This window comes from Kitasatospora sp. NPDC058046, assembly GCF_042885595.1.
Lineage (GTDB): Bacteria > Actinomycetota > Actinomycetes > Streptomycetales > Streptomycetaceae > Kitasatospora.
This window is the reverse complement of the sequence record NZ_JBHVRS010000043.1, coordinates 19,468-40,160: the sequence shown is the minus strand read 5'-3', so window position 1 is coordinate 40,160 and position 20,693 is coordinate 19,468. Positions and strand designations below refer to the sequence as shown.

Below are 20,693 nucleotides of genomic sequence, written 5' to 3'. Positions count from 1 at the left end.
AGTGGTCCGAGGAGTCGTGGGACTTCAGGAAGCGGCGGCGGCCGGTCTCGCTGAAGCAGGACGGGGCGGTCGCGGCGATTCGGGTTCCGCGGTGACGCCCGAGCCGTAGGTGCGGGGGCCGGCGGCTTCGGTGGAGGGGGTTGGTGTCCACCGGGGCCGCCGGTCGGTCGTGGGCCAGGACGGCGGGGAGTGGTGGGTGGGATCATGGTGCCGTCCTGGGTGTGCGGAGTGAGGCGGGGGTCGGGTGGTGGGGGAGCGGCGGCGGGTCGGGGTGGTCCTGGCCGAGGCGGAGGGGTTGCGGGCGGCGGCCGGGGCGGTGGTGGCGGACCACCGGGGGGCCGTGGAGCAGGTGCGGGTGGCGTACGTCGGGGTGCGGGACCGGCTGGTGCGGGAGGAGTTGGGGGCCATCCCGGTGGCGCGGCTCCGGGACGTGACGGAGGGGCGGCTGCGGGTCGGGGCGCTGGAGGCGGCCGGGCTGGGGACGGTGCGGCAGGTGGTGGAGGCCTCCGGCTACACGCTGCGGCTGATCCCGGGGGTCGGGGCGCAGACGGCGGCGCAGGCGCTGGCCGCGGCCGGGCAGATCGCCCGGGCGGTCGAGCAGACGGTGGCGGTGCGGCTGGACGTCGAGCGGCAGGACGCGATGAGCTCCGCGCTGGTCGTGGCGCTCCAGCGGCTGGTGGCCGCGGGGCCGGAGGCGCGGCGGGCCCGGGAGACCGCGGAGCGGGTCCTGGCCGAGGTCGAGCCGCTGGTGGCGGCCGCGGGGCCGGCCCGGGGGGTGCTGCGCGGGCTGTTCGCCGGGCGGGAGCGGCGGGCGCAGGCGCAGGCGGCGGTCGAGTCCCTGGCGGAGGCGCTGGTCGGGTTCGGGGCGCGGGAGGTCCCGGTGCTGTTCGCCCAGGCCTCGGTCGACCTGCTGCGTCCGCCGCTCGACCCGGTCGAGGCGTGGACGGACTTCGAGCTCCGCTCGGCCGACTACTACGGCGTGCTCGGCGGCATCGTCGAGGAGGCCGGGGTCGAACTCGCCGCGGCCGAGGGGTTCCTGCCGGAGGACCTGTCGGACCGGGTGCGGGCCGAGCCGCTGGACGACGCCCACTGCCGGGTCTCGCTGCGCGGCTACCAGGCGTTCGGGGCGCGGTTCGCGCTCGCCCAGCGGCGGGTGATCATCGGGGACGAGATGGGCCTCGGCAAGACGGTGCAGGCGATCGCCGTGCTGGCGCACCTGCGGGCCCGGGGGAGCACCCACTTCCTGGTGGTCTGCCCGGCCAGCGTCCTGATCAACTGGATCCGGGAGGTCGAGTCGCGCAGCACCCTGCGGGCGTTCCGGGTGCACGGACCGGAGCGGGAGGCGGCGCTCGCCGAGTGGCTCCGGGACGGCGGGGTCGCGGTGGTGACCTTCGACGGGCTGCGCCGCCTGGAGGCGTCGGAGGTGGCGGAGTCGGCCGCGGTCGGGATGGTCGTGGTGGACGAGGCGCACTTCGTCAAGAACCGTGCCGCGCAGCGCTCCCGGGCGGTGGCGGCCTGGGCGGAGCGGGTGGAGCGGGTGCTGTTCCTCACCGGGACGCCGATGGAGAACCGGGTGGAGGAGTTCCGCACCCTGGTGGAGTACCTCCAGCCCGCGCTGGTGCCGCTGGTCCGGCAGGGTTCGGCGGCCGCCGGGCCGGCGGCCTTCCGCAAGGCCGTCGCCCCGGCCTACCTGCGCCGCAACCAGCGGGACGTGCTCACCGAGCTGCCCGAGGTGGTGCACGTGGACGAGTGGGAGGAGTTCTCGCCCGCCGACCTCGCCGCCTACCGGTCGGCCGTCGCGGCGGGCAACTTCCCGGCGATGCGCCGGGCCGGTTACGCGGACCCGGTGGAGTCGGCCAAGCTGAGGCGGCTGCTGGAGATCGTCCGGGAGGCGGCGGACGGCGGGCTGAAGGTGGTGGTCTTCTCGTTCTTCCGGGACGTCCTGGCGGCCGTCCAAACGGCCCTGGAGCAGCGGGCGTTCGGGCCGATCGACGGCTCGCTGGAGTCGGCGCGGCGGCAGGACGTGGTGGACGGCTTCAGCGCCGCGCCCGGGCACGCGGTGCTGCTCTGCCAGATCCAGGCCGGGGGCGTGGGCCTGAACATCCAGGCGGCCTCGGTGGTGATCCTGTGCGAGCCGCAGGTCAAACCGACCCTGGAGGAACAGGCGGTGGCCCGCTCGCGCCGGATGGGGCAGGTCCGCCGGGTGCGGGTGCACCGGCTGCTCGCCGCGGACAGCGTCGACCAGCGGGTGCTGGACCTGCTGCGGGCGAAGGGCCGGCTGTTCGACGAGTACGCGCGGCGCAGCGAGGTGGCGGAGTCGACGCCGGAGGCGGTGGACGTGTCGGAGCAGTCGCTGGCGGCGCTGATCGTCGAGGAGGAGCAGCTGCGGCTGGCGGCCGCCGAGGGCTGAACGCGTCAATCGGCGAGCGTGCGCAGGTAGGTGAGGACGGCACGGACCCGGCGGTGGCCGGTGTCGGGGGTGGGCATGCCGAGCTTGCCGAAGATGCTGCCGATGTGCTTGTTCACCGAGCTCTCGGCGAGGAAGAGGAGCCGGGCGATGGTCGGGTTGTTGTGGCCCTCGGCCATCAGGGCGAGCACCTCGCGCTCGCGCGGGGTGAGGGCGGCCAGCGGGTCGGGGCCGGTGCGGTGGGCCATCAGCTGGGAGATGACCTCCGGGTCCATCGCGGTGCCGCCCTCGGCGACCCGCCGCAGGGCTTGGAGGAACTCCTCGGCGCGGCCGACCCGGTCCTTGAGGAGGTAGCCGACGCCGGTGGCGCTGTCGGCGAGCAGCTCGGCGGCGTAGGCGCGTTCGACGTACTGGGAGAGGATCAGGACGGGCAGCGCGGGCAGTCGGCGGCGGGCCTCGACGGCGGCGCGCAGGCCCTCGTCGCGGAAGTCCGGGGGCAGCCGGACGTCGACCACGGCGACGTCGGGGCGGTGGTCGAGCAGGGCGGGCAGCAGGTCGTCGCCGTGCTCGACGGTCGCGCACACCTCGTGTCCCTCGCTGTGCAGCAGCAGGACCAGGCCCTCGCGGAGCAGGGCGTTGTCCTCGGCGATCAGGATCCGCACGGGATCTCCACTTCCAGGATGGTCGGGCCCCCGGGCGGGCTGGACAGGCGGGTGGTGCCGTCGAACGCGGCGGCCCGGCGGCGCAGGCCGGGCAGCCCGCTTCCGGCGCCCTCGACGGCGCCGCCCCGGCCGTCGTCCTCGACCCGGACGGCGATGGCGGCGGTGGTGATCCGCAGCCGGACCAGGGCGCCGCGGGCGCCGCTGTGCCGGGCGACGTTGGCGAGCGCCTCGGAGACCACGAAGTAGGCGGCGGCCTCGGCGGCGGCCGGTGCGCGCGGCGGCGGGTCGGCGGACTGATCGGCGGAACGGCCTGCGGATGCCTCGGAGTTGTGCAGCTCGACCCGGGTCGGTACGGCGCAGCGGGCGGCGAGCGACCGTACGGCCTCGGCCAGGCCGCGGTCGGCGAGCAGCGGCGGGTGGATGCCGCGCACCAGGGTGCGCAGCGACTCCAGGGCCTGTTCGGCGACGAGTTGGGTGGAGTCGACCAACGCGGCGGCCTGCTCGGGGCGTTGGTCGAGCGCGCGGCGGATCATGCCGAGCCGGAGCGAGACGGCCACCAGGTTGGCCTGGGCGCCGTCGTGCAAGTCCCGTTCGATCCGGCGCAGTTCGGCGGCGTGGGCGTCCAGTGCCTCGGACCGGCTGGTGGTCAGCTCCCGGACGCGGTGGGCGAGCGAGACGCGGGGCCGGGCGACCAGCAGCCGGCCGGAGGCCCGGGCGTGCAGGTCGGCGAGCGGCGGCAGTGCGACCAGGGCGACGGCGGCGTAGCCGACACCGCCCAACGCGGCAGCGGCGGCCATCGGCCAGGAGTCGACGGTCAGCAGGATGATCTTCCCGCGCTCGTCGGGTAGCAGTTGCCACCACACCGGTGCCGTCAGCCAGTTGAAGGCGTGGCTGCACAGGGTGAGGGCGCCGGCGCACAGGGCCGTCCCGGCCGTGCCGTGGGCGAGCAGCCAGAGCAGGTCCTTGCCGACGGCCGGGTCGCGTAGGGACAGCCGGTCGCCGTACGGCGCGCGCAGCCGCTCGCCGCCGAGCCGGGCGCCGACCCGGCGTCGGTGGAAGTCGGTGGAGCGGCGCAGCAGGCGCAGGGCCGGCGGGAGGAGCGGCAGGCCCACGCCGACCAGGCAGAGGGCGAGGACGACGAGCAGCAGGCAGAGCCCGACCAGCGCGGCCAGACCGGTGCCGAGGCAGAGCAGGAGGTAGCGGGCGGCGGCGGGGAAGCGGCGTGCCGCGGACCGGGCGAAGGCGCGTGGGCCCGGGCGGCCCGGGCGGACGGTCGGCCGGGCCGTGGACCCGTCAATCCTGGGCGTCCGCACGACTGTTCAGTGCCTCCGAGCCCCGAGCCGACTTTTCGATCACCCTAGCACCGGCCCCGGGACCGCCCTGGAATCGCTCCGCAGGCCGCCCCGAGGGTGAAGGCCCTTCCGCCGCCACGCGGGGCGCCTCCACAATGGGCGGATCGATCGCGGAAGTGGGGGACCGGGATGGAGTGGCTGCTGGGGATCGGTGGAGCCCTGCTGCTCGGCGTGGTGACCAATCTGGTGTACGACTTCGCCAAGTTCGGCGGGTCCCGGCTCGGCTCCCGGGTGCCGGTGCCGCGGGTCCGGCGGGCGAGCCTGACAGCGGCGGCCCGGGCGCACGACGTGCGGGCGGACGGGCTGGCGCCGCTGATCACCTGGTCCGCGGCCCGGCCGCTGGTGCCGGGCACGCTGGTGACGGCGCACCGCGGGCGGGTGGAGCGCCCGCACGCGCTGGACGCGGCCGGGTGGGCCGAGGAGGTGGCGCGCCAGCGGGCGGCCGGTGCGGCGGGCCGGACGGCGTACATCTCGCGGCTGACGGTCGATCACGGCGAGCACGGCGGCGCGCGGGTCTGCGAGGTGGACATCGCCGAGAGCGACTACGCGGAGTGCATGGCCACGACCCGGCTGGGCCGGGAGGACCCGGCGGCGGCCCGGCTGCTGCGCGCGGCCCTGGACGAGGGACTGACGAGCTTCGTGGCCGTCGCCCCGCCCACGATGGTCAGCGCCTGCGTCGCGGTGCGGGACCGGCTGGGCCGGCTGCTGCTGCTCCGCCGCTCGCTGGCGGTCAACACCTTCCCGGCGCAGTGGACGGTCGGGATCAACGAGACGATGAAGTACCGCGACGAGCCCGGCGCCGCCGAGGACTTCTACGGGCTGGTCCGGCGGGCGCTGGAGGAGGAACTGGGGCTGCTGCCGGACGACGTCGGGCCGACCGTGATCACCTGGCTGGGCTGGAGCGAGCCGGCCTCCTGCTACACGCTGGTGGCCACCGTCCGGTCCCGGCTCGACGCGGCCGGGATCGACCGCCGCCGCGAGGCCTGCCACAGCACCTTCGAGCACGACATGGCCGTCTGGGTGCCCTTCACCCGCCGTACGGTCTCCGAGCTGGTCGAGGGCGGCACCTGCCCGGACGGCTCGCAGCGCTGGTCGTACCTCGCGCCGCTGGTCGCCTGGGAGGCCTGGCGGGCGGCGCGGCAGGAGCGGGCGTAGGCCGGAGCGGTCGTTCCCGGGAACGGGCATTCCCAGGAACGACCGTTCCGCATACGGAACGAGCGTTCTCGGGGCGGCCGCGGTCAGCCGACGGCGGCTCGCCAGTCCGCCGGACCGCTCGCCGGGAGGTGCCCGGGCAGGCCCGGCGTCCAGCGCTTCGAGCCGTCCGGCAGGACGGCCAGGGCCTCGATGCCGGGTCGGCGGGCGGCCCAGGCGAGGGCGCGGTCCGGGCCCATGGCGAACGCGGCGGTGGCCCAGGCGTCGGTGCGGGCGATGCCGGTGCCCGGGGCGCCGACCAGGGTGAGCGAGGCCAGGCCGCGGGCCGGGCGGCCGGTGTGCGGGTCGAGGATGTGCGCGCCGCGCTCGGCGGTGCCGGAGGTGGCCACGGCGAGGTCGTGACCGGCGAGGACGGCGGCCAGCAGCCCCGGCTGCCGGGGGTCGGCGATGCCGATCCGCCACGGGCCGCCGGCGGTCTGCACGTCCCCGCCGCCGCTGACGCAGTACTGCCGGGCGCCGGAGGAGCGCAGCAGGCCGGCCGCCTGCTCGACCGCCCACCCCTTGACCCAGCCGCTCGGGTCCAGCCGCCCGCCTGGCCGCTCGCTGAAGTGGCCGTCGGTCTCGGCGGCCACGTCGCGGCAGGCCGCCAGCACGGCGCGGACCTCCGGATCGCAGTCGTCCAGGGCGAGTTCGCCCCGGTCGAGGCGGCTGATGTCGCTGTCCGGCCGGTAGGTGGAGAACACCGCGTCGATCCGGTGCAGCCGTTCGGCGATCCGCTCCAGCGCGGCGGCGGTGCCGGGGCCGGGGTCGCGGACGGCGATCGAGAAGACGGTGCCCATCACGGGCTCGGCGTGGCGCAGCACGGGGCGCCTCAGCCCTTGGCCCGGTCGAGGGCGCTCTGCAGGGAGCGGACGTAGCCGTCGCTGGTGTACGTCGCGCCGCTGACCACGTCGATGGCGGCGCTCTGCGCGGATATCGCCTCCTGGTTGAGCACGGGCAGCGCGGAGCTGTTGATCTCGCGGTCGCGGCGCTCGGAGTTCGGGTACTTGACCACGTCGACGGCGGTGATCCGGCTGCCGGCCAGGGTGACCTGCACCTGGACCGGCCCGTACCGGGTGTTGACGGTGTCGCCGCTGACCTTCCGGGTGGCGCCCGTGCCCGCGGCGGAGGCGGAAGAGGAGGGTGCTGGGGCCTCCGACGGCTGCGAGACATCGGAACCGGAACCGGTACCCGCCCCCGAGCCGATCACCGGGGCGGGCCCGGCCGCCTCGTGCGGCTTGAGGGACAGCAGCAGCACCACCCCGGCCGCGGTGGCGGCGCTGGTGACGACGGCTCGGCGCATGGAAATCAACGCTCCTCAGGTGCTTGGCGAGCCGAACGGGCTCAGCGGGCGGAAGGACTCGGCGAACGAACGGGCTCAGCGGGCGGACGGGCTCAGAATGAAAAGCTCTCGTGGTGGATGTGCCCCCGCGGTACCCCCGCGGCCCGCAGCGCGCGCACGGCCTCCTCGGCCATCGCCTCCGGGCCGCACAGGTAGACCTCGTGCTCGGCGAGGTCCGGGACCAGCCGGGCCAGTGCGGCCCCGAGGTCGCCGACCTGCTCGCGCGAGCCGAGCAGCTCGTGCACCGCCGCACCGCGCCGCCGGGCGACATCGGCCAGTTCCGCCCGGAACAGCACGTCCTGCGGCCGCCGGGCCCGTTGGACCAGGGTCAGCTCGCCCGGCAGCGTCTCGAACAGGGCGCGCAGCGGGGTGATCCCCACCCCGGCGCCGAGCAGCAGCACCCGGCGCTGCCGCAGCCGCCGCCCGGTGAACGCCCCGTACGGGCCCTCGGCGCGCACCCTGGTCCCCGGGCGCAGGGCGGCCACGGCGGCGCTGTGCCCGCCGAGGTCCTTGACCGTGAAGCGCAGGAAGCTCGGGTGGGGCGGCGCGGACAGCGAGTACGGGTTGGCGGCCCAGCGCAGCCCGGGGGCCTGGAACTGGAGCCGGAAGAACTGGCCCGGCTCGGCGCGGAGTCCGTCCAGCCGCCGCCCGGTCAGGAAGAGCGACACCACGCCGGGGCCCTCCGGCCGTACCTCGGCGACGGTCAGGCCGTGCCGCCGGTCGAGCAGCCACGGCCGCAGCAGCCGGAACCAGCCGAGCAGCGCCGCCGTCCCGAAGTAGAGCGCGTACCAGGCGGCCCGGCCGGGGCCGCCGCCCAGGTCGGCGCCGGTGGCGAGCTGGTGGGAGAAGGCCAGCGCCACCGCGAGGTAGGTCGCCAGGTGCAGGTAGTACCAGGTCTCGTACGGGAGGCGGCGTCGCGCGATCCGGGCGGAGACGGCGCCGGTGCCGAGCAGCAGCAGGGTGCCCAGGGCGGCCTTGACCATCTCGGGGTAGTGGAAGACGATCTCCACGCCCTCGCCGACCACCCCGCGCCCGTCGGTCAGCGCGTAGCCCCAGACGACCGTCAGCACGTGCACCGAGACCAGGGCCACCATCCACCGCCCGCCGAAGGCGTGCCAGCGCGCCAGCCGGTCCGCCCCGACCCCGCGCTCCACCGGCGGCAGCCGCGCCATCAGCAGGAGCAGCACCGGCGCGGCGTAGCCGGCCAGCAGCCCGGTGATCCGGCCGGCGCCGGTCAGCCAGCCGGCCGCGCCGACCACCGCCGGGGTGCCCGTCCACCACAGCGCGAGCACGCCGAGCGCGCCCACGGCGACCAGGCCGAGCGCCGCGCGCGGGTCGAGGGCGAACGGCGGTCGCGGCGCCGCCCGGTGCCTCGGGCGGTCGGGTGCCGGCCGGGGCCCGGGCCGCGACGTCGGTGCGGCGGCAGTGCTCATCGGGAACCTCCTCAGCGCCCGGCGGCGAGGGCCGCCGGGCCGCCCACGATCGCAGCGCAAGCTCTGAGCCGGCTCTGAGCCGGCCGGCCGGCGGGACCCGCTGTGAAGGCGTTCATGCAGGTCAATGGCAGTGTGATGGTCTACGAACCACTTTCCGGGGTCTCAGCGCTTTCTCATCGGGGCGGGCCAGGATGAGCACCGCGCAGCACGAGCCCGAGGGAGCCCCCATGGACGAGACCGCCGACCGCCCGGACTGGCGGGTCCTGGTCGTCGACGACGAACCGGACCTGGTCGAGGTGGTGTGCGGGGCCGTCCGCTACGAGGGCTGGCAGGCGCGCGGCGCGACCACCGGCCTGGCCGCCGTCGAGGCCGCCGCGGCCTGGCGGCCGCACGCCGTGGTGCTGGACGTGATGCTGCCCGACCTCGACGGCCTGGAGGTGCTGCGCCGCATCCACGCCGGGCAGCCCGAGGCGCGGGTGCTCTTCCTCACCGCCCGGGACGCCGTCGAGGAGCGGATCGCCGGCATCGCGGCCGGCGGCGACGACTACGTGACCAAGCCGTTCAGTCTGGCCGAGGTGGTGGTCCGACTGCGGGGCCTGCTGCGCCGGGCCGCCCCGCCCGCCGCGCCCGGGCAGCCGCCCCCGCACGCCCTGGTGCTCGGCGACCTGGTGCTGGACGACCGGGCCCGCGAGGTCACCCGGGGCGGGGAGGCGGTCGAGCTCAGCCCCACCGAGTACGCGCTGCTCGCCCACCTGATGCGCCACCCCCGGCAGGTGCTCAGCAAGGCGCAGATCCTGGACGCCGTCTGGTCGTACGACTTCGGCGGGCAGGCGCACATCGTGGAGCTGTACATCAGCTACCTGCGCAAGAAGGTGGACGCCGGGCGCAGTCCGATGATCCACACGGTGCGTGGCGCGGGCTACCTGATCAAGGCCGCGACGTGAGCGGCGCGCAGGCCCGCGCCTCGAAGCGCCTGGGGTCCCGCGTCGCCCGGCTGGTGCCCCGCACCCTGCGGGCCCGGCTGATCGCCGGACTGCTGGTGCTGCTCGTCGTCACCTGCGCCGCCGTCGGCCTCGCCACCACCGCCGCGCTGCGCCACTTCCTGGTCGACCGGCTGGACCAGCAGCTCACCGAGTCCGGCGGACGCTACGCCGCGAGCCTGGAGCACACCGCCCAGGGCGCCGGCCCCGACACCCGGGCCCAGACCCCCGGCACCCTCGGCGTACGGCTGCTCGGCGGCCGGGTCACCGCCGCGGGCGTGGTCGACGGGGACGCCGACGACGTGGACAGCCCCGGCGACGAGGACGACCGGGTCGCCTTCACCCCCGACCAGCAGCACGCGCTGGCCGCCCTGCCCGTCGACGGCCCGGCCCGCACCCTCGACCTCGGCCGGGCCCTGGGCCGCTACCGGGTCCGCGCGGTCACCGGGCGGGACGGCGACGTGCTGGTCAGCGGCCTGCCGCTGCGCCCGGCCGAGGACACCGTCGAGCGGCTGGCGACCCTGGAGCTCACCGTCTTCGCGATCTCCGTCGCCGCGGCCGGTGCCGCCGGGGCCGCCTGGGTCGGCGTCTCGCTGCGCCCGCTGCGGCGGGTGGTGGGCATGGCCGAGCGGGTCAGCGCGCTGCCGCTCGCCAGCGGCGAGGTGATGCTCGCCGAGCGCGTGCCCGACGACGACCCGCGCACCGAGGTCGGCCGGGTCGGCGCCGCGCTCAACCGGATGCTTGGGCACGTCGGCGGCGCACTCGCCCGCCGCCACGCGGTGGAGGAGCGGCTGCGCGGCTTCGCCGCCGACGCCAGCCACGAGCTGCGCACCCCGGTCGCGGCGGTCCGCGGCCACGCCGAGCTGGCGCTGCGCCACCCCGGGCCGGTGCCGCCCGAGGTGCGGCACTCGCTGGAGCGGATCGACGCCGAGGCGCTGCGGATGGGGGCGATCGTCGAGGACCTGCTGCTGCTCGCCCGGCTGGACGCCGGCCGCCCGCTGGCCGAGGAGGAGGTGGACCTGACCCGGACCGCCCTCGACGCGGCGGCCGACGCCCGTGCCGCCGGACCGGAGCACCGCTGGCGGCTCGTCCTGCCCGAGGAGCCGGTGCTGGTGCGCGGGGACGGGCACCGGCTGAGCCAGGTGGTGGCCAACCTGCTGGCCAACGCCCGGAGCCACACCCCGCCCGGCACCGAGGTCGAGCTGCGGCTCGAACGGGCGGACAGCCAGGTCGAGTTGAGCGTCACGGACGACGGCCCGGGGATCGCGCCGGAGCTGGCCGACCGGGTCTTCGAGCGCTTCGTCCGGGGCGACCGGGCCCGCTCCCGTGCCACCGGCTCGACCGGGCTCGGCCTGGCGATCGTCCGGGCCGTGGTCGGGGCGCACGGCGGCACGGTGACGGTGGCGAGCCGGCCCGGCCGTACGGAGTTCACCGTCCGGCTGCCGTGACGGTCGCCCTGGCAGCGGTGGGGATCGCGGTGGGTGCGGCAGCCGTCCGGAAGCGCTGCCGGTAGTCGGTCGGCGTCGTCCCGAGGCGGCGGCGGAAGGCGCGCACCAGGGTGTCGACGGTGCCGAACCCGCAGGCGGTGGCGATGCGTTCGAGCATCGCGTCGGTGGACTCCAGCCGGTGGCGGGCCAGTTCGACCCGGGCCGACTCGACGTAGGCGCTCGGGGTGGTGCCCAGCTCCGTCTTGAAGATCCGGGTCAACTGCCGTTCGCTGACGTGGGCGTGGGCCGCGAGGTCCGGGACGGTGAGCCGTCCGGAGAGGTTGCGCAGGATGTGGTGGCGCAGCTCCTCGATCCGCCGGGTGGTCGACACGGGCTCCAGTGGGACGCTGAACTGGCTCTGGCCGCTGGGGCGTTTGAGGTACATGACGAGCTGGCGGGCGACCCGCAGGGCCAGCTCCTCACCGAAGTCCTCGGCGACCAGGGCGAGCGAAAGGTCCAGGCAGGCGCTGATGCCCGCGCCCGTCCAGACCTCGCCCTCGCGGATGAAGATCGGGTCCGGGTCGACCTCGATCTCCGGGTGCTCCTCGGCGAGTTGGCCGGCCGTGGACCAGTGGGTGGTGGCGCGCCGCCCGTCCAGCAGCCCGGCGGCGGCGAGCAGGTGCGCGCCGACGCAGACGCTCGCCACCCGGCGCGAGCGGGTGGCCAGGGTGCGGACCCGGTCGACCACCGCCGGGTCGGTGAGCGCGCGGACCCGGCGGCGCTCGTCCACCTCGACCGAGCCGGGCACCAGCAGGGTGTCGATCCGGCTCCGGGCGGCCTCGTCGAAGGTGAGGTCGGGCAGGATGCGCACGCCCGCCGAGGTGGTGACCGGCGCCGCCGTCTCGGCGGCGAGGACGACCCGGTAGCCGGTCGCGTCGTCGGTCTCCCGGCGGACCAGGGAGAACACCTCGGGCGGGCCGGTCACGTCGAGCAGGTCGACGCCCTCGAACAGCACGATGACGATCAGCCGTTGCGCAACCGGTGCGGCCACTGCCTGCCCCCTCGTTCCCCGGGGCGCTCTTCCCCGTCGATGTCGGAATCTGCATGTTAGGCGACATTGCCGACACGCGAGCGCCGCCCGTAGCGTTCTCGAAGCCGGCCGCACCAGGTGTGACCTGCGAGATCCCCGACTCCCGACCGTGAAGGCGGCACCCCATGCCCACGACGACCCTGCGCACCCTCAACGGCCTCGACGAGCAGCCCGCCGCGCTCGGCGACTCGACCCTGATCATGATCGACTACCAGAACACCTACGTGCGCGGCGTGATGGAACTGGAGGGCTGGCAGGAGGCGCTCGACGCCGGTGCCGACCTGCTCGCCCGGGCCCGGGACGCCGGCGCCCCCGTGATCCACGTGATCAACGACGGCGGCGAGGGCACCCCGTACGACATCCGGGCCGAGATCGGGCGGATCCACCCGAGCGTGGCCCCGGCCGAGGGCGAGCGGGTGGTGGTCAAGCAGGCCCCGGACGCCTTCGTCGGCACCGAGCTGGGCGAACTGCTCGACGCCGCCGGCCGCCGGGACGTCGTCGTCGCCGGGTTCATGACCCACATGTGCGTGGCCTTCACGACGGCCGGCGCCTTCCTGCGCGGCAACCGCCCGACCGTCGTGGCCGCCGCCTGCGCCACCCGCCCGCTGGAGTCGGCGGGCACCGGGCTGACGGCCGCCCAGGTCCACCGCGCGGCGCTGGCGACGATCGGCGACCTGTACGGCGTGGTGGTGGAGTCCCCGGCCGACCTCGGCTGAGGCCCGACCGGGCTGGACCGTGCGCGGAGCCGAGGCCGAGGGCCGAGGGCCGTGGGTCGTGGGTCCGCCCGGATCGCCACCGATCCGCCGCCGCCTCGTTGACCAGACGGTGCACGGCGAACAGCGGCGCACGGCGAACAGCGGTGCACGGTGCGCGGTGGCGGAGAGGGGCGGGGAACGGGCATGGCGGCGAACGGGGCGGCAGCGGTGGGCGGTCCGCCGGAGCTGGCGGAGTCGTACCGGCTCTGCGAGCGGGAGATGGCCGCCCACCAGGCCCCGCTGCGGGCGATCAGCGACACGCTGCCGCCCGAGGTGCGGCCGTACTTCCACGCCGTCAACGGCTTCGCCTCCCGGTCCGACCGGATCGCCGACGACGCCGCTGCCGACTCCGACTCCGACTCCTACGGTGACGAGGACACCCAGGGCGCCGCCGACCCCGCCGAGCGCGAGCGCCGGTTCGCCCGCTGGCGGGCCGACACCCTGGCCGACCTCGCGGCCGGCCGCAGCGACCACCCGCTGCGCCGGGCCTTCGTCGACACCGTGCGGTGCTGGGAGCTGGACCGGGCGCTGGTCGAGGAGTTCCTGGACGCCACCGGGGCCGACGGCGCCCGCCCGCCCGCCTTCGAGACCCACGCGGACCAGCGCCGCCACCTGCGGGGCGTCGCGGGGACGGTCACCGAGCTGTGGGCCCCGCTGCTGGGCGCGCGGGGCCCGCGGGCGGCGGGCGCGCTGTCCGCGCTGGGGGAAGCCTGCCAGCTGGCGGACATCCTGGAGGACCTCCCGCTCGACCTCGCGGCCGGCCGCTGCTACCTGCCGCGGGACGACCTGCGCCGACTCGGCCTGACCGTCGCCGACTTCGGCCGGGACAAGAGTCAGGACGACCGCCGACCCGACCGCCGCGCCGCCCTGGACGAGCTGGTCGAGAGCCAGCAGAGGCACCTGCACCGCCTGCTGGAGCAGGCCCTGCCCGCCACCTGGCTCGCCGCCCCCGGCTGCCGCCCGTTCCTGCACACCCTGCTGCTCGGCGCCCAGCTCCAGTACGACGAAGTGACCCTGCTGCGCTCACGCGTCCTGACCGAGGGCCTCACCCCGCTGAGCTCCGACGGCACCACGCCCCACCGTCGCGCCCGGCCCGCGCCTCCCGAGGGCGCGCCCGCCCACGTCGCCGTGATCATGGACGGTAACCGCCGCTGGGCCGAGGCCCGTCGGCTGCCCGCCCAGTACGGCCACCGGGCCGGGCAGCGGGCCGCGCTGCGCCTGGTCAACGCGGCGCTGCGGCTGGGTATCCGCCACCTGAGCCTGTACGCGTTCTCCACCGAGAACTGGGACCGCCCGCCCGAGGAACTGACCGCGCTGTTCGACTCGCTGGCCGACGGCCTCACCCGCAGCGCGGAGGGCCTGCATGCGCTCGGCGTACGGATCCGCTGGTGCGGCCGGCGGGACCGGGTGGACGAGTCGCTCGCCTCCTCCATCGCGCTGGTGGAGAGCCTGACGTCGAACAACGGCACGCTGACCCTGACGGTCTGCGTGGACTACGGCGGACGGGAGGAACTGGCCGCCGCGGCACGGAGCCTGGCCGCCGAGGCGGTGGCGGGCCGGATCAGCCCGGAGGCGATCGGCCCGGCCGACCTCGCCCGGTACCTGTACGCCCCGGACCTCCCGGACGTGGACCTGCTGATCCGCACCTCCGGGGAGCAGCGGATCAGCAACTTCCTGCCCTGGCAGCTCGCCTACGCCGAGCTGCTGTTCGACCCCACGCCGTGGCCGGACTACGACCTGGCCCGGCTGCGCGGGGCGGTCCGGGCGTACGCGGTGCGCGAGCGGCGCTTCGGCGGCGGCGTGCCCGCCCAGTCCCGGACACCCCGCAACGACCGGCCCGCTACGCCTTCTGCTCCTGGGCGGCCGGAGGAGGGGTGTACGTCCCCTGGGCCGTGACGTAGGCGAGCACCGTGTCCACGGTGACCGGGTGCGCGCCGAAGTTGGCGGTGTACGCGTCCACCGCCTCCTGGGTGGGGCGCAGCGGCACCCCGCTGAGCCGGACCTTCATCGGCTTCCCGGCCGGCACCGGATCGGCCGTCAGCTTGCCCTCGGTGAGGCCGCAGCGGAAGGCCGAGCGGTGCCCCATCTCCGCCCCGCTCACCTCGCACCGGCCCGAGCCCAGGCCGTCCTTGATCGCGCCGGACAGGTTGACCACCCGGTAGTCGCCCTTGGAGGTGCGGACGGAGACCCCGCCGTCCAGGGCCCCGTCGCCGTGCGCCTTCGGCGGGTTGGCGAGGGACGGGTCGCCCACGGCGGAGCGGATCGGCAGGTGGACCGCCGGGCCCCGTTGGTCCAGCACCATGCGCGCCGGGGCGACGACGTCCACCATCGCGTGGAAGCGGTCCAGCTGGGCCTGTGCCTCCGGGGTCCAGCGCACCTCCACCCAGCCGTCGGAGAGCGTGCCCAGACTCCCGGTGCGGTCGGTGCCGCCGTCAACGGCACCGGCCGCCGTCCCGGTGAGCCACCCCAGTAGCGGGGCGCCCAGCGCCGCGCCCAGCAGCGAACGCCGCGTCGTGCCCATCGTCCCGAACCGTCCTTCCCTGGCCGCCCGGTACGGCCCCGGAAGCGATCATCCGTCCACCGACCGTCTCCGGGGCCGAGGCGGGGGACGAAACCACTCGTGCGGGGGGAGCGGGGCGCGGGCCGGGGTGGTTCGTCCGGGCGCGGAAGCCCCCCGGGACGGCCGCCCGCCGGGTGCCCGCCGGGTGTCCGGTCCGGCTCTCGGGCCGCCCGCCCGGCAATGGATTCGGTTCTCGCCGAACGGTCTTGCGGCGGTTCCGCATCCGGGCGACGATCGCGACCGTGCTGCGAATCATCTTCGGTACGGACGACCTGGAGCGGCTCCGGGTGGCGGAGCGCCCCGACATGTCGATGGAGCTCTCCCTGAGCGTGCACGCCCTGGTCAGCGGGGTGCGCGACCCGCGCTTCCAGGCCTGGCGCGAGCAGCTGCGGGCCTCCTGGAACCCGCGCACCGCGCTGCTCTTCGACCTCTACACCCCCACGGCGATCCCGGAGTTCCTCGCGGTGCGGCGCGACCCGGGCGCCACCGAGAGCGCCACCGCCCAGGCGCCCGAGGCGCCGCTGCGCGACCACCTGCGCTCGGTCGGCGGGGAGCGGCAGTTGAGCGCCTTCGCCCGGGGCGTCGCGGCCGGCGACCGCCGGGCCCGCAGGCTGCTGGGCAACGTCACCGCCGACTACCAGACCCGGGCGATCGACCCGTACCGGCGGCAGATCGAGACCATCGTCACCACCGAGCACGGGCGCCGGCGCCGGATCGCCGAGCCGGACCGGGTGCTCGGCTCGCTGCACCCGACGGTGTCCTGGCGCCGCCCGGTGCTGAGCTTCCCGCTGGCCGGCGGATGCCGGCACGACGTGCGCCTGGACGGCCGGGGGCTGCTGCTCCAGCCGTGCGTGTTCGGCCCCCGCCGGCCCGTCATCGCCCGTTTTGAGGACCCGGCCCAGCAGCCGGTGCTCCTGTACCCCGCCCGGATCGGTGGTCCCTTGCGCGCCGAGCCCGAGCCGACCCCCAGTCGCACCCTGACCGCGCTGCTCGGGCAGACCAGGGCCGCCGCCCTGGAGGCCATCGCGGCCCACGGGCCCTGCTCCACCAAGGACCTGGCGGGTCATCTCGACATCTCCACCGCCTCCGCGAGCGAGCACGCCACCGTCCTGGCCGACTCCGGGCTGACCACCAAGGACCGCACCGGTCGCTCCGTCACCCACCGCCCCACCGCGCTCGGCCACGCCCTGCTGGCCGGCCGCGTCCCGGCCCCGGACCCCGAGGACGACCCGGCCTGACCCCGTCTCCGCCACGGCCGGGGCCCTTCCCCGCCACACCCTGACCCCGCCTCCGCCACGCCCGGGGCCCGCGCTCGCGCAGCGCGGGCCCCGGGCGTTCGCGTACCCCGCCCATCCCTCCAACCCCCGAGTTGAACACGTTCAAAGTCGTGCGCCATGATGAGGAAGCGCGAGAACACCCCGCCGCGGCCCGCGGCGAAGGGCGGTCCCGCGCTGCCCCGTCACGCTCCGAACCCCCCTACCCGACCACGGAGTCGACCGTGCGACACCTGCTGCAACGCCACCCCTTCGCGATGCGCACCCGCTTCGCGCACTCGCTCGTCCTCACCTACGCCCTGCCGCCCCGCCTGCTCGCCCCGCTGGTGCCGCCCGGCCTCGCCCTCGACACCTACACCGACCCCGACGGCACCGAGCACGGCTTCGTCGCCGCCGCCGTCGTGGACGCCCGGGCACTGCGCCCGGCCGCCCTGCCCGCCCGCCTCGGCCGGGACTTCATCCTGACCGGCTACCGGGTCTTCACCCGCTTCCCGACCCCCGGCGGCCGCACCATGCGCGGCCTGCGCATCCTGCGCTCCGACACCGACAGCCGGATGATGGCGCTCGGCGGCAACGCCTTCTCCCGCTACCACTACCGGCACGCCCGGATCGGCACCCGGGTGGTCGACGGGACCCTGGAGTTCAAGGTGGTCAGCGGCGACGGCCGCGCCGACCTGCACGTGCGCGCCGACCTCGGCAGCGCCCCCGCCGCCCTCCCGCCGGGCAGCCCGTTCGCGGACGCCCGCGCCGCGCGCCGCTTCGCCGGCCCGCTGCCCTACACCTTCGAGTACGAGCCGCAGACCCGGTCGATGATCGTGGTCAAGGCCACCCGCGCCCACTGGGAACCCGCCCCGGTGGCCGTCGAGGTGCCCCGGCTCACCTTCTTCGACCACGGCCCGCTGGCCGGCAGCCGGCCGGTGCTCGCCAACGCCTTCCACGTCGCCGGCCTCGACTACGGCTGGCACGCCGGGGAGCGCCGCACCCTCACCGGAGCCGCCCGATGACCGCACCCGCAGCCCCCGCCGCCCCCGTCGCCGCTCCCGTCCCCGGTCCCGTCCCGGACGGCCCCCGCCCGTCGGGTGTGCGCGAGGTCGTCCGCTACAACTGGCCGATGTACGCCGCCGGCGCGTTCACCGTCGTCGCCGGCGGGGTGCTGGCCCGCCGGCTGCCGGGCCCCGCCGCCGCGCTCGCCCGGGCGGCCGCCGCCACCGCCGCCGGGTACCTCGCCCTCGGCACCCTCGCCACCTGGTGCGTCTACGACCGCTCCGGGCTCCACAGCTACGACTGGCTGCCCGCCCTGCTGCCCGACGGCCCCGGCGACCACCTGGTGATCAGCACCGGCCTGGACGAGGCCGGCCGCCCGCTCGCCGCCCGCCACCCCGGGGCCCGCGGACGGCTCGCCGACCTGTACGACCCGGCGCTGACCTCCAGCGGCTCGATCCGCCGCGCCCGCCGCCACGCCCCGCCCGTCCCCGGCGGCATCCCGGCCCGGCCGGACGCCCTGCCCGCCGCGACGGGCACCCTGGACACCGTGTTCGCCGTCTTCGCCGCCCACGAACTGCGCCGGCCCGCCGACCGCACCGCCCTGTTCGCCGAAGCCGCCCGCACCCTGCGCCCCGGCGGCACCCTGCTGCTGGTCGAGCACCTGCGGGACGCCGCCAACACCGCCGTCTACGGCCCCGGCGCCTGGCACTTCCTGCCCCGGGCCACCTGGCTCCGGCACGCCGCCGAGGCGGGCCTGCACCCGGCCGCCGAACGCCGGATCGCCGGGCTGGTCACCGCCTTCGCCCTCCGGAAGCCCGCCTCGTGACCGGGCCGACCGGGCCGACCGGACTGACCGTACTGGCCGAACTGACCGGTACGCCCGGACTCCTCACCCTCGAAGCCCAGTTGCGCCTGGTCGGCGCCGCCCTCGTGACCGCCGGCCTGGTCCACGCCGTCCTGCCCCGCGCCATCGGCTGGCCCGCCGACCTCGCCGGCACCACCCTGCTGACCCGCCAGGTCTCCTACGCCCACCTCTTCTTCATCGGCCTCGCCTGCGCCCTGCTCGGCCTGCTCCCGCTCTGCCTGGCCCCCGACCTGCTCGCCGGCGGCCGGCTCGGCACCGCCCTGCTGGCCGGCCAGACCCTCTTCTGGGGCCTGCGCTGGCTCTTCGAGTTCGCCTACTTCTCGCCCCGCCTGTGGCGCGGCGACCGCCTGCGCACGGTCGCGCACCTCGGCCTCTCCGTCCTGTGGACCTGGGTGACGGCGGTCTTCGCGGCCGCCCTCTGGCACACGGTCTAGGAACCGACCCGCTTCTGCGGCCCTCACGCCCCCAGGTAGCGCAGCACCGCCAGGACCCGCCGGTGGCCGTCCACGTCCACCGGCAGGTCCAGCTTGGCGAAGATGTTGCCGATGTGCTTGTTCACCGCCGCGTCGCTGATGAAGAGTTCCGCCGCGAGCGTGGCGTTGGAGCGGCCCTGGGCCATCAGCGCCAGCACCTCGCGCTCGCGGGCGCTGAGGCGCTCCAGCGGGTCGTGCCGCAGCCGGACCAGCTGCTGGACCACCTCCCGGTCCACCACCGTCCCGCCGCCGGCCACCCGCTCCAGGCCGGCCATGAAGTCGGCGACCGCGCCCACCCGCTCCTTCAGGAGGTAGCCGACGGCCCGTCCGCCGTCCGAGTCCAACAGCCGTGTCGCGTAGGACTGTTCGACGTACTGGCTGAGCACCACCACCGGCAGCCCGGGGTACTCCCGGCGCAGCCGGACGGCGGCGCGCAGGCCGTCGTCGCGGTGGTCCGGGGGCATCCGGACGTCCGTGACCACGAGGTCGGGCCGCTGCGTGCGCACGGCGGCGGCCAGGGCGTCCGCGTCGCCGACGGCGGCGAGGACGTGGTGCCCGAAGCGGTGCAGCAGGCCGACCAGTCCCTCGCGGAGCAGGACGGCGTCCTCGGCGACGATCACCCGAAGCGGCACGGTATCTCCACGTGGAGCAGGGTCGGGCCGCCGTCCGGGCTGGACACCCGCATCCGGCCGTCGACGGCGGTGAGGCGGTCGGCGAGCCCGGTCAGCCCGCTGCCGAGCGCCGGGTCCGCGCCGCCGCGGCCGTCGTCGGCGATCTCCAGGACGAGCAGGTCCGCGTGGTAGCGGCCGGAGACCCGGGCGCGGCCGGCGCCGCTGTGGCGGGCGATGTTGGTCATCGCCTCGCTGATCAGGTAGTAGACGCCGGTCTCCAGCTGCCGGGGCAGCCGGACGGGCAGGTCCAGGTCGACGGTGACCGGGATCGGGAACCGTCCGGCCTGCTCCCGGACGGCGGCGGCCAGCCCGTGGTCGGCCAGCACCGGAGGGTTGAGGCCGCGTACGATCCGGCGCAACTCCTCGTGCGCGGTGCCGAGTTGCTCCTGCGCCCGGGCCAGCTGCGGGCCGAGCGGCGAGCCCGGCGGGACGTCCAGGTGCATCAGCCCGAGGGTCATCCCCAGCGAGACCAGCTGCTGCTGCGCGCCGTCGTGCAGGTCCCGCTCGATCCGCTGCCGCTCGGCGTCGAAGGCGTCCACCAGCCGCGCCCGGGAGGCCTTCACCTCCCGCAGCCGCGCGCCCAACTCCGCGTCGCGCGGGGCGAGCAGGGTGCGGGCGAGGGCCGCGCGGGCGCCCGCCCAGGAGGTCACCGTGTACGGCGAGGCGAGCAGCACGAGGGCCCCGAAGACCGACCACGGCCAGGTGGCGCCGTCGAGCGACGAGAAGCAGAGCGCCGGCACCCCGAAGGAGAAGAGCAGCACCAGCAGGTCCAGCCACCACAGCGCGGCGGCCGAGAGCAGGGTGAAGCCCAGTTCGCGCCAGGTCACCGGTTCGGTCAGCCGGGTGGCCGCCCAGGCGCGCGGCCCCGGGGCGTCCGGCGCCCGGTGCGGGTCCTCGGCCGGGTCCAGGTCCACCAGCCGCAGCCGCCACCGCTCGACGGCCGCGACCGCCACCGCCGACAGCACCACCCCGACCAGCGGCGCCACCCCGACCAGCACCACCAGCAGCACCGCCCCCGCCACCAGGCCGGCGGCCAGCACCACCAGCGCCGCGGCCCCCACCACCACCCCGCTGGCCAGGTACGCCAGCGAACGCCACGGCCACGCGGAGCCGAGGAAGCTCAACGGCCGTTGGGCCATCGCCTGCCATGCCGTTCTCGGACGCATGCGAAGAACGATAGTGGGGTGGTCCGTCGGGCGGGGTAGTGCAGGCACTACCTTCCCGGTG

At 76.1% G+C, this 20,693-nt stretch carries 19 protein-coding genes; 10 read left to right on the top strand and 9 right to left on the bottom strand.

The window, feature by feature from the left end; genetic code table 11:
- Positions 1-244: 244 nt before the first annotated feature.
- Entirely contained in the window at positions 245-2,410 is a 2,166-nt protein-coding gene (locus ACFVU7_RS43645; protein WP_388052162.1) for a DEAD/DEAH box helicase, read from the top strand.
- Positions 2,411-2,415: 5 nt separating this feature from the next.
- Here the strand turns inward: ACFVU7_RS43645 and ACFVU7_RS43640 are convergent, their stop codons facing one another.
- Together ACFVU7_RS43640 and ACFVU7_RS43635 are read right to left on the bottom strand one after the other, a co-directional pair.
- Positions 2,416-3,069 carry a response regulator transcription factor gene (locus ACFVU7_RS43640; protein WP_049659188.1) on the bottom strand — a complete coding sequence of 218 codons (654 nt, stop codon included), beginning with the start codon at positions 3,067-3,069 and terminating at the stop codon, positions 2,416-2,418.
- The gene (locus tag ACFVU7_RS43635) at positions 3,057-4,382 is read right to left on the bottom strand and encodes a sensor domain-containing protein (RefSeq protein WP_388052159.1); all 1,326 of its coding nucleotides are present in this window, start codon (positions 4,380-4,382) and stop codon (positions 3,057-3,059) included. The genes ACFVU7_RS43640 and ACFVU7_RS43635 overlap by 13 nt, the downstream gene beginning before the upstream one ends.
- Before the next feature lie 168 nt (positions 4,383-4,550).
- Here ACFVU7_RS43635 and ACFVU7_RS43630 point away from each other — a divergent pair, with 168 nt between their 5' ends.
- Entirely contained in the window at positions 4,551-5,576 is a 1,026-nt protein-coding gene (locus ACFVU7_RS43630) for a hypothetical protein (protein ID WP_388052157.1), read from the top strand.
- An 83-nt stretch (positions 5,577-5,659) separates the two neighbouring features.
- Here the strand turns inward: ACFVU7_RS43630 and ACFVU7_RS43625 are convergent, their stop codons facing one another.
- The 3 genes from ACFVU7_RS43625 to ACFVU7_RS43615 form a co-directional block, all read right to left on the bottom strand.
- Positions 5,660-6,412: an FAD:protein FMN transferase gene (locus ACFVU7_RS43625; RefSeq protein ID WP_375875767.1), complete on the bottom strand. Its 753-nt coding sequence runs from the start codon at positions 6,410-6,412 to the stop codon at positions 5,660-5,662.
- A 32-nt stretch (positions 6,413-6,444) separates the two neighbouring features.
- Entirely contained in the window at positions 6,445-6,915 is a 471-nt protein-coding gene (locus ACFVU7_RS43620; protein WP_388052154.1) for an FMN-binding protein, read from the bottom strand.
- Between the two features lie 92 nt (positions 6,916-7,007).
- Positions 7,008-8,387: a ferric reductase-like transmembrane domain-containing protein gene (locus ACFVU7_RS43615; RefSeq protein ID WP_388052152.1), complete on the bottom strand. Its 1,380-nt coding sequence runs from the start codon at positions 8,385-8,387 to the stop codon at positions 7,008-7,010.
- A 191-nt stretch (positions 8,388-8,578) separates the two neighbouring features.
- Here ACFVU7_RS43615 and ACFVU7_RS43610 point away from each other — a divergent pair, with 191 nt between their 5' ends.
- Both ACFVU7_RS43610 and ACFVU7_RS43605 read left to right on the top strand, forming a co-directional pair.
- Complete coding sequence (locus tag ACFVU7_RS43610) at positions 8,579-9,331, top strand: response regulator transcription factor (RefSeq protein ID WP_388052149.1); 753 nt, start codon at positions 8,579-8,581, stop codon at positions 9,329-9,331.
- A complete protein-coding gene (locus ACFVU7_RS43605; RefSeq protein WP_388052146.1) occupies positions 9,328-10,815 on the top strand; it encodes a sensor histidine kinase in 1,488 nt (495 codons plus the stop codon). Before ACFVU7_RS43610 ends, ACFVU7_RS43605 begins: the two co-directional genes overlap by 4 nt.
- Here the strand turns inward: ACFVU7_RS43605 and ACFVU7_RS43600 are convergent.
- Positions 10,796-11,845, bottom strand: a complete 1,050-nt coding sequence (locus ACFVU7_RS43600; RefSeq protein ID WP_388052143.1) for a GlxA family transcriptional regulator — start codon at positions 11,843-11,845, stop codon at positions 10,796-10,798. The two genes, ACFVU7_RS43605 and ACFVU7_RS43600, sit on opposite strands and share 20 nt — an antisense overlap.
- Positions 11,846-12,009: 164 nt before the next feature.
- On the opposite strand from ACFVU7_RS43600, the gene ACFVU7_RS43595 reads away from it, so the two are divergent.
- A complete protein-coding gene (locus ACFVU7_RS43595) occupies positions 12,010-12,600 on the top strand; it encodes a cysteine hydrolase family protein (protein WP_049657249.1) in 591 nt (196 codons plus the stop codon).
- A 183-nt stretch (positions 12,601-12,783) separates the two neighbouring features.
- Positions 12,784-14,535 carry a polyprenyl diphosphate synthase gene (uppS, locus tag ACFVU7_RS43590; RefSeq protein WP_388052140.1) on the top strand — a complete coding sequence of 584 codons (1,752 nt, stop codon included), beginning with the start codon at positions 12,784-12,786 and terminating at the stop codon, positions 14,533-14,535.
- Here the strand turns inward: uppS and ACFVU7_RS43585 are convergent.
- The gene (locus tag ACFVU7_RS43585; RefSeq protein WP_074005775.1) at positions 14,480-15,160 is read right to left on the bottom strand and encodes a hypothetical protein; all 681 of its coding nucleotides are present in this window, start codon (positions 15,158-15,160) and stop codon (positions 14,480-14,482) included. The two genes, uppS and ACFVU7_RS43585, sit on opposite strands and share 56 nt — an antisense overlap.
- A 281-nt stretch (positions 15,161-15,441) precedes the next feature.
- Between ACFVU7_RS43585 and ACFVU7_RS43580 the strand changes: the two genes are divergently transcribed.
- From ACFVU7_RS43580 to ACFVU7_RS43565, 4 genes are all read left to right on the top strand, one after another.
- Entirely contained in the window at positions 15,442-16,437 is a 996-nt protein-coding gene (locus ACFVU7_RS43580) for a hypothetical protein (protein ID WP_387829586.1), read from the top strand.
- Between the two features lie 260 nt (positions 16,438-16,697).
- Positions 16,698-17,477: a DUF2071 domain-containing protein gene (locus tag ACFVU7_RS43575; RefSeq protein ID WP_220450150.1), complete on the top strand. Its 780-nt coding sequence runs from the start codon at positions 16,698-16,700 to the stop codon at positions 17,475-17,477.
- Entirely contained in the window at positions 17,474-18,283 is an 810-nt protein-coding gene (locus ACFVU7_RS43570; protein WP_387829588.1) for a class I SAM-dependent methyltransferase, read from the top strand. Before ACFVU7_RS43575 ends, ACFVU7_RS43570 begins: the two co-directional genes overlap by 4 nt.
- A complete protein-coding gene (locus tag ACFVU7_RS43565; protein WP_380744970.1) occupies positions 18,280-18,756 on the top strand; it encodes a hypothetical protein in 477 nt (158 codons plus the stop codon). Before ACFVU7_RS43570 ends, ACFVU7_RS43565 begins: the two co-directional genes overlap by 4 nt.
- Before the next feature lie 23 nt (positions 18,757-18,779).
- On the opposite strand, the gene ACFVU7_RS43560 is transcribed toward ACFVU7_RS43565, so the two are convergent.
- Positions 18,780-19,427 (bottom strand): response regulator, encoded by a 648-nt coding sequence (locus ACFVU7_RS43560; RefSeq protein WP_387829590.1) that lies wholly within the window; start codon positions 19,425-19,427, stop codon positions 18,780-18,782.
- Entirely contained in the window at positions 19,412-20,632 is a 1,221-nt protein-coding gene (locus ACFVU7_RS43555) for a sensor domain-containing protein (protein ID WP_388052137.1), read from the bottom strand. Before ACFVU7_RS43555 ends, ACFVU7_RS43560 begins: the two co-directional genes overlap by 16 nt.
- Positions 20,633-20,693 lie beyond the last annotated feature (61 nt).